10 protein-coding genes are annotated in these 15,580 nt (G+C 71.2%); 4 read left to right on the forward strand and 6 right to left on the reverse strand.

Going from position 1 to position 15,580, the window contains the following annotated elements; genetic code table 11:
• Positions 1–4: 4 nt before the first annotated feature.
• The 3 genes from EXU48_RS11215 to EXU48_RS11225 form a co-directional block, all read right to left on the reverse strand.
• Complete coding sequence (locus tag EXU48_RS11215) at positions 5–838, reverse strand: carbohydrate ABC transporter permease (RefSeq protein ID WP_133107747.1); 834 nt, start codon at positions 836–838, stop codon at positions 5–7.
• Entirely contained in the window at positions 835–1,755 is a 921-nt protein-coding gene (locus tag EXU48_RS11220) for a carbohydrate ABC transporter permease (RefSeq protein WP_133107748.1), read from the reverse strand. The genes EXU48_RS11215 and EXU48_RS11220 overlap by 4 nt, the downstream gene beginning before the upstream one ends.
• 89 nt (positions 1,756–1,844) lie before the next feature.
• Entirely contained in the window at positions 1,845–3,164 is a 1,320-nt protein-coding gene (locus EXU48_RS11225; protein ID WP_133107749.1) for an ABC transporter substrate-binding protein, read from the reverse strand.
• Positions 3,165–3,496: 332 nt separating this feature from the next.
• On the opposite strand from EXU48_RS11225, the gene EXU48_RS11230 reads away from it, so the two are divergent.
• Positions 3,497–6,310 (forward strand): family 78 glycoside hydrolase catalytic domain, encoded by a 2,814-nt coding sequence (locus EXU48_RS11230; RefSeq protein ID WP_133107750.1) that lies wholly within the window; start codon positions 3,497–3,499, stop codon positions 6,308–6,310.
• Between the two features lie 117 nt (positions 6,311–6,427).
• On the opposite strand, the gene EXU48_RS11235 is transcribed toward EXU48_RS11230, so the two are convergent.
• Together EXU48_RS11235 and EXU48_RS11240 are read right to left on the reverse strand one after the other, a co-directional pair.
• Complete coding sequence (locus EXU48_RS11235) at positions 6,428–7,291, reverse strand: aldo/keto reductase (protein ID WP_133107751.1); 864 nt, start codon at positions 7,289–7,291, stop codon at positions 6,428–6,430.
• Positions 7,292–7,425: 134 nt separating this feature from the next.
• Entirely contained in the window at positions 7,426–8,103 is a 678-nt protein-coding gene (locus EXU48_RS11240) for a TetR/AcrR family transcriptional regulator (RefSeq protein WP_133107752.1), read from the reverse strand.
• A 95-nt stretch (positions 8,104–8,198) separates the two neighbouring features.
• Between EXU48_RS11240 and EXU48_RS11245 the strand changes: the two genes are divergently transcribed.
• Positions 8,199–9,308, forward strand: a complete 1,110-nt coding sequence (locus tag EXU48_RS11245) for an epoxide hydrolase family protein (protein ID WP_133107753.1) — start codon at positions 8,199–8,201, stop codon at positions 9,306–9,308.
• A 72-nt stretch (positions 9,309–9,380) separates the two neighbouring features.
• On the opposite strand, the gene EXU48_RS11250 is transcribed toward EXU48_RS11245, so the two are convergent.
• The gene (locus EXU48_RS11250) at positions 9,381–10,781 is read right to left on the reverse strand and encodes a family 20 glycosylhydrolase (protein ID WP_133107754.1); all 1,401 of its coding nucleotides are present in this window, start codon (positions 10,779–10,781) and stop codon (positions 9,381–9,383) included.
• A gap of 155 nt (positions 10,782–10,936) precedes the next feature.
• Here EXU48_RS11250 and EXU48_RS24485 point away from each other — a divergent pair, with 155 nt between their 5' ends.
• Positions 10,937–14,413, forward strand: coding sequence for a hypothetical protein (locus EXU48_RS24485; RefSeq protein ID WP_165962769.1), 3,477 nt, complete (start codon positions 10,937–10,939; stop codon positions 14,411–14,413).
• A 59-nt stretch (positions 14,414–14,472) separates the two neighbouring features.
• Complete coding sequence (locus EXU48_RS11260) at positions 14,473–15,537, forward strand: LacI family DNA-binding transcriptional regulator (protein WP_133107755.1); 1,065 nt, start codon at positions 14,473–14,475, stop codon at positions 15,535–15,537.
• Positions 15,538–15,580 lie beyond the last annotated feature (43 nt).

A 15,580-nucleotide genomic window follows, 5' to 3' on the forward strand; every position in this document is an offset into this window, starting at 1 on the left:
CCGCTCAGCCCTTGACCGCGCCGGACGTCATCCCGGAGACGATCTGCCGGTTGAAGAAGATGTACATCACCAGCGGCGGGATCGTGATCAGGAAGATGTTCATGAACAGCAGGTTCCACTGGCTCATCGTCTGGCTCTGGAAGTTGTACAGCGTGAGCTGGACCGTGGGGTTGTCGCTGCCCGGCAGGAAGTACAGCGGTCCGGTGAAGTCGTTGAAGACGTTCACGGCCTGCACCACGATGACCGTGATCACCACGGGCCGCAGCAGCGGCAGCACCACCTGGAAGAAGAGCCGCACCGGTCCCGCCCCGTCGATGATCGCGGCCTCGTCCAGTTCCCTCGGGATCGTCGAGACGAATGCGCGGAACAGCAGGATGCAGAACGAGAGCCCGAACGTGGCCTCGATGAAGATCATCCCCGGCATGGTCTTGAACAGCCCGATGGTCTGCAGCACCCAGATCGTCGGCACCACGGCCGGCGGCACGATCAGCCCGGCCAGCACGAGGACGTTCACCAACGGGTTCCAGCGCGAGGAGCGCCGCTGCAGCACGTAGCCGACCATCGCCGCCATCACCACCATCAGCGTCACCGAGACCACGGTGAGCACGGTGCTGTTCACGAACGCCCGCACGAGCATGTAGTCGCGGGTCTGCATGACCTGGACGAAGTTCTCCCAGAGCAGCCACTGGCTCGGCAGCGACATGTCCAGCAGGGAGGCCTCCGACGCCGACTTCGCTGCGGTCAGGAAGATGAACGCGAACGGGATCAGGAACACCACGATCGAGACGAGCACCGCGGCGGCACCGACCAGGTTGCGTTGGAGGGCCCTGGTCCTCATCGCTCCACCTCCCGCCTGTTGAACCAGATCGAGATCGGTACGACGATCGCGGTCACCACCACGAACAGCACCACGTTGCCCGCGGTCGACAGTCCGAAGAATCCGGCCTGGTACTGCTTGTAGATCACGGACCCGATCACGTCGCTGGTGAAGCCCGGGCCGCCGCGGGTCATCGCCCAGATCAGGTCGAACGCGCGCAGCCCGCCGATCAGCGAGAGCAGCACCACGGTGGTGGTGGCCGGCCGGACCAGCGGCACCGTGATCCGCCAGAACCGGTGCCACGCGTTCGCGCCGTCCACCCGGGCCGCCTCGTAGTACTCCTGCGGGATGGCGGCGATCCCGGCGATGTAGATCAGGGTCGCGATGCCGACGCCCTTCCAGACGTCCACGAGGGCGATCGAGAACAGCGCCAGCGACGGGTCGGTCAGCCACCCGGGACCGGTGATCCCGACCAACGCGAGGGCTTCGTTGATCACGCCGTCGAACGGATCCATGAGCATCTTGAACGTGATGCCGACGCCGATCGTGGAGACCAGCACTGGGAAGAACACCACCGAGCGCAGGTACCCGCGAGCAGCGAGCTGGGAGGTGAGGAACACCCCGAGCAGCAGCCCCAGCACCACCTTCGAGGCCGACGTCAGGAACCCGAAGATGAACGTGTTCGTGAACCCGCGCAGCAGCATCGGCTCGCTGAAGAACTGGACGAAGTTGTCCAGGCCGATGAACTCGGCCTCGAACAGGGTCCACCTGGTCAGGCTGAAGTACAGCGAGGCGAACGTCGGCACCGCGAACAGGACCAGGTAGAACACCCCGGCCGGGATGTAGAACCAGGTCGGGTACGAACTCTTGATCGGTCGGCGCTTGCGCGGCTCGACCGCGTCATCCGCGCTCGGGCGGTTGGCAACCAGGGTCGTCATGTGATCTCCAGTGATCTCCGGCGGCCGCCTCAGCCGGTGGCGGTGAGGCGGCCGCGCGGGAGGGTTCGGTTATCAGGACTCCGTGGCGGCTACCACCCTTCCAGGCCCAGTTGCTGGGCCTGCTTCTCGACGTCCTGGTCGTACAGGGCGGCCGCGTCGGCGGCCGGGCGGATCCCGGAGCCGACCTCGACCGTCAGCTGCTCCAGGTTCGGCCCCTTGATCGGCGAGAGGAACTCCAGCGCCGGCCCCGTCTGGCCGGCGTCGAAGTAGGCCTGAACCTCGGTCAGGGTGGGCGGCGCATCGTCGGGCAGGGTGCAGGCATCCGTGGCGAACGGACCGCTCGGGCCGAGGGTGTCGGTCTGGATACGGCAGCCTTCCTCGGACAGCGCGAACGCGATGAAGCGCTTCGCTGCCTCGAGTTCATCGCCCTCGGTGGTGTTCGGGATGTACATGGCATTGGGCAGCCACACCGTCAGCCGAGTGTCGGCAGCATCCTGCGCCGGCAGGGCGAAGACACCGACGTCCTCGATATTGTCCGCATAGTTCTGCCTCACAGCCCCGATGGCGGACGTCAGGATCGGGTAGTGCGCCCCCTCGCCGGTGGCGAGCATCCGGACGCCGTCGTCATAGAGCGCGGAGGCGAAGTCCTCGTTGAAGTAACCGGCCTCGTGCGCCTCCTGCTGGTTCGCGAAGCCCTGCAGCGCCGGCTCATCCACGTAGAAGCGGTTGTGCGCGGTGTACTCCTGCGCCCAGTCCGGGTCCTGCGCGGCGACGTTCGCGAAGTCGCCGAGCACGAACAGTTGGCTGGTCCAGGTGTCGCCGTAGGTCTGGATGATCGGGGCCGCGATGCCGGAGTCGAGGATCGCCTGATTGTTGGCCATGAAGGACGCCCAGTCCGTGGGCACCTCGAGGCCCAACTCCTCGTAGATGGGCTTGTTGTACATGATGGCGCCGGCCTGGGTGGTGCCCCACGGCGCCCCGTAGAACCCGTTGTCGGTGGAGACCACGGTGCGCATGTCCTCGACCAGGGAGTCGGCCCACTCCTGGTCCGAGAGGTCCACCAGGTTCTGGTCCGGGTTCAGCGCCTGGAGCAGGGAGCCGGAGTTGTAGTGGAAGACGTCGGCCATCTCGCCGGTCGCGAGCTTCGTCTTCATCAGGTTGTCACCCTCGGTACCACCGGGCTGGACCTCGAGGGTCACCACGACGTCCTCGTTCGCGGCGTTGAAGGCGTCGACCAGTTCCTGCGCCGCGGTGGCGCCGGGCTCCCCGTTCTGGCTCAGGAACGTGATCTCGACCGTGTCGCCGTCCCCACCGCCGCCGCCATCGGAACTACAGGCAGCCATGCCGACCACCAGTGCTGCCGCCCCGAGGACGACCGAAGCCTTGCGGGTGCGTTGACGCATGCTCATCCTTTACCTCCTCGTAAAGTCGCCGACCTCGATGACGGCTCAGCACGAACCGATTGAATCGGTTCAAACGTGTAGTCACTCTACGTGCGTTCCGCAGCGCCGTCAACGGCACGGAACAACAATTCGACAACGACGCCCCGCCACTGCCCCTCGTGGTCCGTGGCGATCCGTCGACTCAGTTCCGGCTCCGTCGAGTCAGTCGTCACGACCCGACTGCCTCGAGACCCCGGCGACTGACGCGCCCATTGACAAGCACGCTTGGAACGATTCAGGATGGCGTGGCGAGCCGCCCGCTTCGGCCCTCGAACCCCACCGCAAAGGAGCAGTGACCCATGACCGCACGCCCGGTGGCACTCGATGCCGAGGCACCACGTGGCACGTCCTTCGTCGCCACGCCGACGCCCCGGCTGAGCTGGCGGACCGAGACCGAGACACCTGACTGGACCCAGACCGCCGCGGAGGTCGAGCTCAGTTCGGCGGGTCAGACCCGCACGGCCACGGTCGACTCGAGCGACTCGGTGCTCGTGCCGTGGCCGTTCGAGGCGTTGGCGCCCGGCCAGGACGCCGCGGTGCGGGTGCGGGTCACCGGCTCGGACGGGGTCACCTCCGACTGGAGCGAGCCCCTGACCGTGCGCGCCGGCTTCCTCCCCGAGGGCGGCTGGCGCGCCGAGCCGATCGGGCTCACCTCGCCGACCAGGCCGGCCGAGCCGGGCCTGGTCCGGACCGAGTTCGACCTGCCCGCACCGGTCCGCCGCGCCACCCTGTTCGCCACCGCCACCGGCGCCTACCAGGTCGCCGTGAACGGCACCGACGTCGACGACCAGGTGCTCAAGCCGGGCTGGACGCCCTACCAGTACCGGCTCATCCACGAGACGACCGACGTGACCGCCCTCCTCGCCCAGGGCCGCAACGCCGTCGGGATCCGGTTCGCCGGCGCCTGGGCCACCGAGCTGTTCGGCTTCCGCGCGAACGCCCGCCGCGTCTACGCCGAGCAGCCGTCGGTCGCGCTCCAACTGATCGTCGAGCACACCGACGGGACCACCACCGAGATCGTCACCAACGGCACTGACGGCACTTGGCGGGCCGGCCACGGACCGATCACCGCGAGCGGGATCTACGCGGGCGAGTCCCACGACGCGCGGCTGGACCTGCCGGGCTGGTCCGCCGTCGGCTTCGACGACGGCGGATGGTCGCCGGCGCACCCGGCGGAACCGACGCTCGTCCCCGAGCCGCGCACGTCGCCGCCGGTGCGACGGATCGAACAGCTCGCCGTCGTCGAGGTGATCACCACCCCGTCCGGGCGGACCGTGCTGGACTTCGGGCAGAACCTGGTCGGGCGGCTACGGCTCACGGTGAGCGGCCCGGCCGGGCACACGATCACCCTGCGGCACGCGGAGGTCCTCGAGGACGGCGAACTCGGGGTGCGCCCGCTGCGCGCGGCGGCCGCCACGGACACCCTGATCCTCGCCGGGGTCGGCGAGCAGGTCTGGGAGCCCGAGTTCAGTTTCCACGGGTTCCGGTACGCCGAGGTGGACGGCTGGCCGGGCGAGTTCGACCCAGCGGCGGTCGTGGCCGTGGTGATCCACAGCGACATGGAGCGCACCGGCTGGTTCACGAGCTCGCACGACCTGGTCGACCGGCTGCACGAGAACGTGGTCTGGGGCCAGCGCGGCAACTTCCTCTACGTGCCCACCGACTGCCCGCAGCGGGACGAGCGGCTCGGCTGGACCGGGGACATCCAGGTGTTCGCCCCGACCGCGAGCTTCCTGTTCGACTCCCGGACGTTCCTGTCCTCCTGGCTCACCGACCTCGCCCTCGAGCAGCGTGGCGCGGACGGCGTGGTGCCGTTCATCGTGCCGAACGTGCTCGGCCCGGCCCGCCCGGCCGCGGCCTGGGGCGACGCCGCGACCGTGGTCCCGACGGTGCTGTTGGAGCGGTTCGCCGACCGGCGCACCCTCGAGGCCCAGTACTCCTCGATGACGGCGTGGACCGACCTGCTGCTCGGCCTCGCCGGCGAACGCCACCTCTGGGAGGGGCGGTTCCAGTTCGGGGACTGGCTGGACCCGAGCGCCCCGCCGGACCGGCCCGCCGAGGCCAAGGCCCACCCCGACCTCGTCGCGACCGCGCACGTGTTCCGGTCCGCGGACCTGACCGCCCGGGCCGCCGCCGAGTTGGGCCGCGAGGCGGACGCCGTCGCCTATCGGGAGCACGCCGAGCAGGTCCAGGCCGCGTTCCTGGCCGAGTACGTCACCCCGGCCGGGCGGATGATGTCGGACGCGCAGACCTCCTATGCGCTGGCCCTGGTGTTCGACATCGCGCCGCCGGACCAGCACGCCGCCCTGGGCGCCCGCCTGGCCGACCTGGTCCGGGAGAACGGCTACCGGATCGGCACCGGGTTCGTCGGCACCCCGATCATCGCCGACGCCCTGACCCGGACCGGCCACCTGGACGTGGCCGCGCGGCTGCTCACCCAGACCGAGTGCCCGTCCTGGCTGTACCCGGTCACGATGGGCGCCACCACGGTCTGGGAGCGCTGGGACAGCATGCTCCCGGACGGCTCCATCAACCCCGGCCAGATGACGTCGTTCAACCACTACGCGCTCGGGGCCATCGCCGACTGGCTCCACCGCACCGTGGCCGGCCTGGCGCCCGCCGAGCCGGGCTACCGCACCCTGGACGTGCGGCCGCGGCCGCTGCCCGGCTTCACCCACGCCCGGGCCGAGCACCGAACGCCCCACGGAACGGCCGCCGTCGGGTGGTCACGCGAGGGCGAAACGCTGACCGTGACGGCAACCGTGCCGCCGAACACCCGGGCCCGGGTGGTCCTGCCGGGCACGGACGAGGAACTGACGGTCGGCTCCGGCACCCACTCCTGGTCGGTGCCCGCGCCGGCGCCGGCGCGGACACCGGGGCCGGTGGACCTGGACACGAGTCTGGCGGCCGTCATCGACGACGAGGAGGCGTACGCGACGCTGCTCCGAGTGCTCGGCGAGGACAGCCCGGAGGCCGCCGAGGCGGTCCGCACCCATACCGCCTGGGTGCCGGGCCGGACCCTCGGCGAACGCCTGGAGATGGCCGCCGGCGGGGCCACGAAGGACCGGCTCGCCGAGGCCTACGCGCAACTGAGCGCGGCCCGCGGCCACTGAGCCGACGACCGGCGGCGACCTCCCCGCCCCATGCAACGACCGCCGTCGGCCCGGCTTGAAAGGCGGGCCGACGGCGGTCGGTGCGTACGGCGGTCGCGGCTGCGACGGCGGGGCTGCTCAGGCGAGGTGGGCGGGCTTGCCCCAGGTCACGTTGTCCGGGTCGCCGCCGTAGCGGTGGCCCCGGTCGAGACCCGCGATCCGGGCGAGGTCGTCGTCGGTGAGCCGCACGTCCGCGGCCGCGAGGTTCTCCGCGATCCGCGACGGCGTGACGGACTTCGGGATCACCACGTTGCCGACGGCCAGGTGCCAGGCGAGCACCACCTGGGCTGGGGTGGCCTGGTGCGCGGCGGCGATCTCGGCGAACACCGGGTCCTCGAGCAGTCCGCGGCCGGAACCGAGCGGGGACCAGGCCTCGGTGGCGATGTGGTGCTCGGCGTGGAACGCCTTGAGCTCGTTCTGCTGCAGGTAGGGGTGCGACTCGACCTGGTTCAGCACCGGGGTGACACCGGTCTCGCCGATGATCCGCTCCAGGTGCGGGACCTGGAAGTTCGAGACACCGATCGAGCGGACCCGGCCCTCGTTCAGCAGGGTGACGAACGCCTTCCAGGTGGCCGAGTACTGGTCCCAGGCCGGCGCGGCCCAGTGGATCAGGTACAGGTCCACGGTCTCGAGGCCGAGCTTGGCCAGGCTCTCGTCGTAGGCGCGCAGGGTGGAGTCGTAGCCCTGGTCCGGGTTGTTCAGCTTCGTGGTCACGTACACCTCGTCGCGGGCGAGCCCGGACTCGGCGATCGCGCGGCCCACGCCGGCCTCGTTGCCGTAGGCGGCGGCGGTGTCGATCAGGCGGTAGCCGACGCGCAGGGCCTCGGCGACGGCGGTGGTCGCCTCGTCGTCGGGCACCTGCCAGACGCCGAACCCGAGCTGGGGGATGGTCGATCCGTCGGAGAGGCTGTGGGCTGGGACGTTCGCGGGGTAACTGGTCACGGTCCACCAGCCTAGCGCCGGGTGTCCGTGGGCTGCATCGCGGGCCACCCCGGGCGATCGGACCCGCGGCTCTGAGATCGCCCCTGCGCACGTCCGATCTCAGTGCGGCGGGTGCGAGGTGACGCCGGGGGGGTTCAGCTCCGCGGGATCCAGCGACGACCCATCTCCTCGGACGTCGGCCCCGGCCCCGGGAGGTCGGCCGCGCCGCGGCCGGTCGCCCCCGGCGGGGCGCCATCGCCGGCAACTCCGTCGAACCAGATGGTCAGGTACCGGTGCCGCAACTGCCGGGTGCGCTCGTCGTCCGGCCCGAGCACCGCGGTGACCTGGTCGAAGAGCAGGGTGAGGTCCTCGGCCACGAGGCCCGCTCGGAGCACTCCGGCCGTGCGGGCTGCCTCGAAGATCCGCACGCCGAGCGCGGAGGCATCGCCGGCGAGCCGCCCCAGGTCCTCCGAGGGTGTGAACGTGCCCGCCAGGTTCACGGTGAGCGCGTGCACGTCCGCATCGATGATGCCGGTGACGAACTCGGTGAGGGTGGTCCACGGGTCCGCGCCGGCGTCGAGGCACTCCTGCGCGATCCGCGCGAAGCGTTCGAGACCGTCCGCACAGAGCCGGCGCACCAGGTCCTCCTTGCCCTCGTAGCGGTGGTACAGGGCGCTGATCCCGACCCCCGCCTCCTTCGCGACCGCCGACATGGGAGCGGCCGCGTCCCTGAGGAACACCGTGCGCGCTGCGGCCAGGATCAGGCGGTCGTTGCGGGCGGCCTGGGCACGCCGGCCGCTCAACGCGGGCGTGGGGGTCTCGATCGGATCCATGGTTGCCACCCTAACGCCTTGTGCGGAACGGATCATTCCGTTACACTCGATCTCAGCGGAACAAATCGTTCCGTTCCAACTTTGAGGAGAGTCCGATGACCGCATCCGAGATCACCCCCGCCACGATCGACATCCCGCAGGCGGACCTCGACGATCTGGCGGACCGACTGGCCCGGACCCGCTGGGTGGACGAGATCGAGGGCTCCGGCTCCGAGTACGGCACCAGCCTGGCCCAGGTGCGCGAGTGGGCCGAGTACTGGCGCACCTCCTTCGACTGGCGTGCGGTCGAGGCGCGGCTGAACGCCTACCCGCAGTTCACCACCGAGATCGACGGGCAGCGCATCCACTTCCTGCACGTGCGCTCTCCCCGCCCGGACGCGACCGCGCTGATCCTGACGCACGGGTGGCCGGGCTCGGTCCTGGAATACCTGGACGTGATCGATCCGCTCGTCGCCGCCGGGTTCGACCTGGTCATCCCGTCGCTGCCCGGATTCGGCTTCTCCGGGCCCACCACCGAGCGCGGCTGGGGCGTGCACCGCACCGCCGCCGCCTGGGTGGAGCTGATGCGCCGGCTCGGCTACGAGCGGTACGGGGCGGTGGGCAACGACGCCGGCTCGATGATCTCGCCCGAGGTGGGCCGGCTCGCCCCGGAATCCGTGATCGGGGTGCACGTCACCCAGTTGTTCTCGTTCCCCTCCGGCGACCCGGCCGAGCTGGCGGACCTGACGGCGCAGGAGCAGGCCGGCATGGAACGGCTGAGCTGGTTCTGGGAGAACATGGGCGCCTTCAACCTGATCCAGACCCAGGCCCCACAGACGCTGGCGCACGCCCTCGCCGACTCCCCGGTCGGCCTGCTCGGCTGGAACGGGCAGCTGCTCGTGGGGCTCGACCCGGAGTTCGTGGTCGCGAACGTGGCGCTGTACTGGCTCACCGGCACCAGCGGCTCCTCGATCCGGATGTACCGGGAGATGGCCGGCGACCCCAAGCCCGAGGGGCAGACCACCGCGCCGACGGCGCTGGCCGCGGGCGCGAAGGACTTCCTCGCGATCCGTCGGTTCGCCGAGCGCGATCACGCCACGATCACGCGCTGGAACGTGTTCGACGTGCCCGGTCACTACACGGCGTACGAGGCGCCCCAGGTGATCGTCGACGACGTCACCGCGTTCTTCGCCGACCTCGCCTCGGGGGCGGGCGGGGCCGCCTGAGAGCCCACCCGAAGCCCGGCGGCCGCTCCCACCTGCGGGCGGCCGCCGCGGCGTCGACCGGGCGGGCCGGTGTCAGCCGGCCGGCGAGACCGTCTGCGCCTCGTGCGGGTACCCGGCGGCCGCCCACAGCGGTTCGTGGGCGGCCAGCCGGGGCGCGAACGTCTCCCAGTCCCGGACGACCTGGGCGGACCAGGCCACCTCCGCGACCGCCGCCAGGCGCGGCAGCAGCATGGTGAACAGGTCCTCCTCGGTGGCAAGGGTCTCGGTCCACAGGGCCGCCTCGACGCCGACGATCGCACTCGGGTCCACGCCGGGCAGGTACTGCTCGGGGTCCCAGTCGTAGCTGTCCCGCACGCCCACGGTGCCGGCCCAGGCCAGCCCGAGCGGGTAGTCGTCGTGGTACTTCATGTCCAGGTAGACGTGCTTGGCGGGGCTGAGGATCACACCGATACCACGCTGGGCCGCGGCCACAATCGGCGCCGGGTCGGAGTTCGTGTCCCACAACTGCACCAGGGCGCCGGCGGGCAGGTCCGCGACGGCACCCTCGCCCCACACGATCGGGGTCTTGCCCGCGGCCACCGTGAGGGCCGTGGCCGCCTCGATGAACTCGTCGTACTCGGCGCGTTCCATGGTGTGCACCTCGTCGCCGCCGACGTGCAGGTACGGGCCCGGGGTGAGCGCGGCGAGGTCGCCGATCACGTCGGTGAGGAAGCCGGCCGTGGCGGGCAGGGCGAGGGTGAACTGGGAGAAGCCCACCTCGGTGCCGGTGTACACCTCGGGTGCGACACCGTCGCGGTTGAGCTCGGGCACGGCGTGCAGGGCCGCGTTGGAGTGGCCGGGCATGTCGATCTCGCCGACCACCTCGATGCCGCGCTGCGCCGCGTACTCCACGAGGGCGGTCAGGTCCTCGGCGCTCAGGTGACCGCCCTCGGCGCCGTCGACGGCGGTATCGCTGGAGAGGCCGGTCAGCTCCGGGCGGCTGGCCGAGTGGAACCGCCAGCCCTGGTCGTCGGTGAGGTGCAGGTGCAGCACGTTCAGCTTGTAGGCGGCCATCAGGTCGATCACCCGGCGCAGGGTCGCCGGCCCGTGGAAGTGCCGGACCACGTCGATCATCAGGCCGCGCCGGGTGAACCGGGGCGCGTCCTCGATCCGCAGCGCGGGGATCGCCCCGTCGGCGAGGTTGCGCAGCTGCACGAGCGTGGCCAGCCCGCGGACCAGGCCGGCGACGCTGCCTTCGATGACCACGCGGTCAGCGTCCACGGTGAGTGTGTACGCCTCACCGGGCTGGGCACCCAGGGCGAGTTCGACGGTGTCGGCGGCATCGCCGTCGGCGTCCAGGCCGAGGCCGAGCAGCCGTGCGGCGTAGCGCGCCACCCCCGGCGGGGCGACCAGCGCCGTGTTCTCTGTGATGACGAACCCGTTGCCGGGACGGGTCTCGAGGTGGGTGGGGGCCGGGACGAGCGGAAGGCTCACGCGGAACTCCTAGGCGGAACGTGTGGGGGATATGGCCCACGCTACTAGCCCGCGTAGCAACTCCTCCGATGTTCAGTTCTGTGCAGATCCGTGCGCCGGCCGACGGGAGCCTGTCACTGTGGGGGCCCAGCCCGTCACCGGCAAGGAGGTCCGTGGTGAGGTCGAGGTCCCTGCGTTCGGCTGTGCGCTCCGTATTGGGCGGCGTGCTCGCCGCCGCTCTGATCGGTACCGCGGCGACGGCGGTGGTGGCGCCGGCCGCCCACGCTGCCGGAGTGCCCGTGATCACGAACCCGACCTTCGCCGAGGTCGGCGCGAACGGGGTCCCCACCGGGTGGGGCACCTGGGCTCCCGCGGGTACCGCGACCGTGACGGTCGAGGCGACCGCCGGCCCTTCCGGTGGCCCGGCGGTGGCGATCACGTCGGTCTCCGGCGCCAACGCCCGGCTCGCGCTGACCCAGCGGATCGACGTCGATGCCACGATCGGTCGCGAGCTGACCCTCACCGGATGGGTTCGGGGCGACGGGCTGACCGGCGGCTTCAGCATGCTCCGGATCCAGGCCTACAACGCCGCCGGGCAGGTTGTGCTCCCGGTCAGGGCGGGCCCTTACGTCACGGGCACCTTCGACTGGCGCACCTATTCGACCGACATCGTCCTTCCCGAGGACGCCGCCCGGATCTCCATCGAGCCGATGCTCGACCGCGCCGGCGGCACCGTGTGGTTCGCCGACCTCAGCATCTCCGAGACCGTCGGCGGCGGCGGCCTCACCGCCTCGCCCACCGCACGCGGGCCCGTCGAGCTGACGTGGAACTTCGACGACATCGACGCCGACCGTTACGCGATCTACCGCACCGAGGGGTCCGCGCCCCCGGTCGCGTCCGCGGACACCTTCCTCAAGCGCGCGCTCGCACCCACGACCGCGGACGCCACCGCCGCACCGGGCACGACCTACAGCTACCTCGTGCAGGCGCTCGCCGTCGACGGCTCGGTGCTGGGGATCAGCCCACCGACCACGACCACGACCACGGGCACGTTCGCCGACCGCACCGTCCTCAGCCTCGTCACGGGGCTGCAGCAGGGCGATGCGACGCACGTGAGCTGGGCGATCGGCGCCGACGACCCCACCGCCGACCTGACCGTCCAGGTCGGCGGGGCCGCACCGGTGCCGGTGACCGGATACCAGGGCAGCGTCGAGGCACCCGCCGGTGAGCCGGGCGAGGACGTCGTGCTGCGCTCCGGCGGGACCGAGCTCGCTCGCGCGGTGGTCGGCGCCGAGCAGCACCCGCGGACGCTGGTCGACCCCGGCACCCTCGCGCGGATCCGGTCCGATCTCGCCGCCGGCGAGCCGACCGTCAGCGGTGCCTGGGATGCCGTGACCGCCCGCCTCGACGGCACCGGAGCGGCCTACCCGGGCTCGGCGACCGAGCTCTACCGGGCCCGCGACGCGGCGTTCGCCTACGCCGTCACCGGTGATCACGAATACGCAGAACTGGCCTACGAAGCCGTGATGGCGGGCGCCGACTGGATCGTGGCGCGCGAGACGAACATGGGCCTCGAACTCGGCCGTGGCGCCCTCAACCTGGCTCCCGCCTACGATCTCGCCTACGCCGGCTGGACCGAGGAGCAGCGCGCCGACGTCCGCGACGTCATGACCCGGACCACCGACCTGCTCTCGACCTACCACCACGACACGCTCGACGGCGCCGACCGCGCCTCGAACTGGGTCGCCGTCACGAACGGCACCGAGCTGGCGCTGCTGCTGGCCGCCCGTGGCGACGGCGACTTCGGGACCCACGACGAACGGATCACCTACCTGATCAACCAGGTGGCGCGGCACCTGCAGGACGGTTACACCGGGACCGGGTGGACGCAGGAAGGCTGGGACTACTTCCACTACGCCCAGCTGTACCTGTTCCCGTCGCTGTTCATGGCCCGTGACGCCGGCGTGCTCGCGCTCGACGCCCCGTTGGCGGCGGTGGACTTCTGGAACCTCGCGCTGCACGCGGTCTCCTCACGGACCGCGGGCGACGTCGTCCAGTTCGGGGTGTCCGGCCCGAACAACCAGGTCAGCGGCACCTTCCCGCTGCTGTTCCCGACCGCGCCGGCGGAGGCGCTGCCGGGGCTGGTGCACCTGTACGACGAGCTGCAGGGCGTCGATGCCGCCGACCCGCGTTTCGACGACGTGCACAGCATGTTCGCGGTGCTGTACTACCCGGCGGGCGTCAGCGACGACCCGGCGGACCTGACCGCCGAGGCGGCGCGCACGGCACTGCTCGACGACGAGGCCGGCTTCTACGCCTTCCGCTCCGACTACGCCGATGCCGACGACACCCTGATCTCGACGTCCAACCGCAACCTGCAGCACAAGGGCTGGTCGGCGGCCGAGACGTTCGCGTTGTCGTGGATCGGCGACGACAGCACGTGGGCGCTGCAGGGCGGCAAGGTCCAGGACCCGCTGCTGTGGAGCAAGCCGCTGGTGGACGGCGAGCTGGAGCCTTACGCGAACCAGTACGAGACCGTGCGCGGCGACGGCGTCAGCCTCGAGTCGCGGTCCTTCGACGGTCAGGGCGGCGGGTACGTCCACCTCGACGGGTCGGCCAACTTCGAGGTCACGACGGCGGAGCGTGAGCAGGTCGTCGACCTCGCCCCGGGCGGTGCCGCGGACGCGATCGTCGCGATCCACGACACCTTCGGCGACGCGACGTCCCACGACTGGGACTGGCAGCTGCGACCGGAGGCCTCGGTCACGATCGCCACCTTCCCCGAGGGCGCACCGCACGAACCGTTGTTCACCTTCACCAGCACCGACGGCGCCACGCTGTCCGGCTTCGTACCCGACCGCGACGGCCTGACGGTGCAGGTGATCGACCACACGCTCCGGCTGACCCGCACCGGCACTGCGGCCGACTTCGGGATCGTGCTGGCCACCTCGAGCGCCGGGCCGCTGACGGCCGAGATCGTCGACGGCGACCTGCTGCTCGACGGCCGCGTCATCGACCTCGCCGACCTCGGCTCGGTCGGGAACGGGTTCCCTGCCGAACCGGACGACGGCGCGACGCAACCCCCCGCCGTCGGCATCCTGAGCAGCGACAACGGCTGGGACACCGGCCTGCACGACGGCGACTACACGATCACGATGAACCTGTGGTGGGGCAGCAACGCCAGCCGGGTGCATCTGTACGAGAACGGCGAGCTGATCGCGTCGGAGCGTGTGCAGCCCGGCTCCCCCGCCGCCCAGCGGGTCACGTTCCCGATCACCGGACGCACCGACGGCAGCTACGTCTACACGGCGGAACTCGTCAACAGCGCCGGGCGGACGACGACGGCACCACTGACCGTCAGGGTCACGGACGCCGCCCCCGGCGCCCCGGTGCTCAGCCACGACAACTGGGACGGGAACGGGACCTTCACCGTGACGGCCGATCTGTGGTGGGGCACCAACGCCACCCACTACCGGCTCTACCAGGGCTCCGACGTGGTGGCGGAGGGCGAGCTGGTCGCGGCGACACCGGCGCACCAGCGCATGACCTACGGTGCGGAGTCGCTGGCGCCGGGCACGTACACCTACCGCGTCGAGTGGATCAACGAGGCCGGCTCAACCGAGTCGGCACCACTCACCGTGAGAGTCCGCTGAGGTTCGACTCGCAGGTCACACGGACGCGCCGGCGGACCCCCGGGGCGCAGAATGTGCGCATGCTCCCGGCCGATCGACGCGCCCGACTCCTGCGCGAGCTGCGGATCCACGGCACCGTCCGCACCGAGGAATTCGCGATGGGGGTCGGCGCCTCGGGGATGACGATCCGACGCGATCTCGTCGACCTCGAACGCGCCGGGCTCCTGCACCGGGTGCACGGCGGCGCGATCGCGGCGGGTGGGACCGACGAGATGTCACGATCCAGTGCCCCGGTCGCCACGATCGGGATGGTCGTACCGGCGGCGAACTACTATTTCCCCGACGTGATCAGCGGTGCGCGCACCGCCCTCGGCGCCGCGGGCGCGCGCCTGATCCTGGCCGTCTCGGACTACTCGGCGGAGCGCGAGCGTGAACAGATCACGCGTCTGCTCTCGCGCCGCGTGGACGGCCTCCTGGTCACGCCCACGGTCCATGCGGCCGACGACCCGGCCACCTATGAACTCCTCGCAACCGCAGCACCGGCGGTCGTGGTGCTGGAACGGAGCCTGGACGACTCGCCGTGGCACGGGACGCTGGACACCGTCCGGTGCGACCACGAAGTCGGCGGTGTGCTCGCGGCCGAGCACCTGCTCGCGACCGGGTGCACGCGCCTGCTCGTCGCGGCCCGGTCCAGCGCGACCGCACCGCTGGTCCGTGCCGGGGTCACCCGGGCACTCGCCTCGGCCGGCCTGCAGGCGGAGGTGCTCGTGCTGCCGCCGGCGCAGGCACCCGCCGCCGCGTTGCAGGACGCCCTGCAGGGCGTGGTCGATCGCTGCCGCACCGGGAGCGTCGACGGCGTGATCGTGATCCCCGACGAGGTCGCCATCGGGCTCGTCGACGCCGCCGAGGACGCGGGGCTCCGGGTCCCACAGGACCTCGCCGTGGTCGCCTACGACGACGAGGTCGCCGCCCTCTGCGCCACCCCGTTGACGGCGATCGCCCCACCGCGCCGCGAGGTCGGGGACTCGGGCGCGAGGTTGTGCCTGCACCGCGTGATGTCCCGGCTGCGCGCGAGCCGTCCGGGCGCCTGGTCCCGGATCGCACTCTCGCCCGAGCTGCGGATCCGCGCCACCACCAGAGGCTGATCTCCGAGCCTGCCGCGGTCACACCTTCGCATCGCGGATCGAC

Origin of the sequence: Occultella glacieicola (genome assembly GCF_004353825.1) — a bacterium.
Lineage (GTDB): Bacteria > Actinomycetota > Actinomycetes > Actinomycetales > Beutenbergiaceae > Occultella > Occultella glacieicola.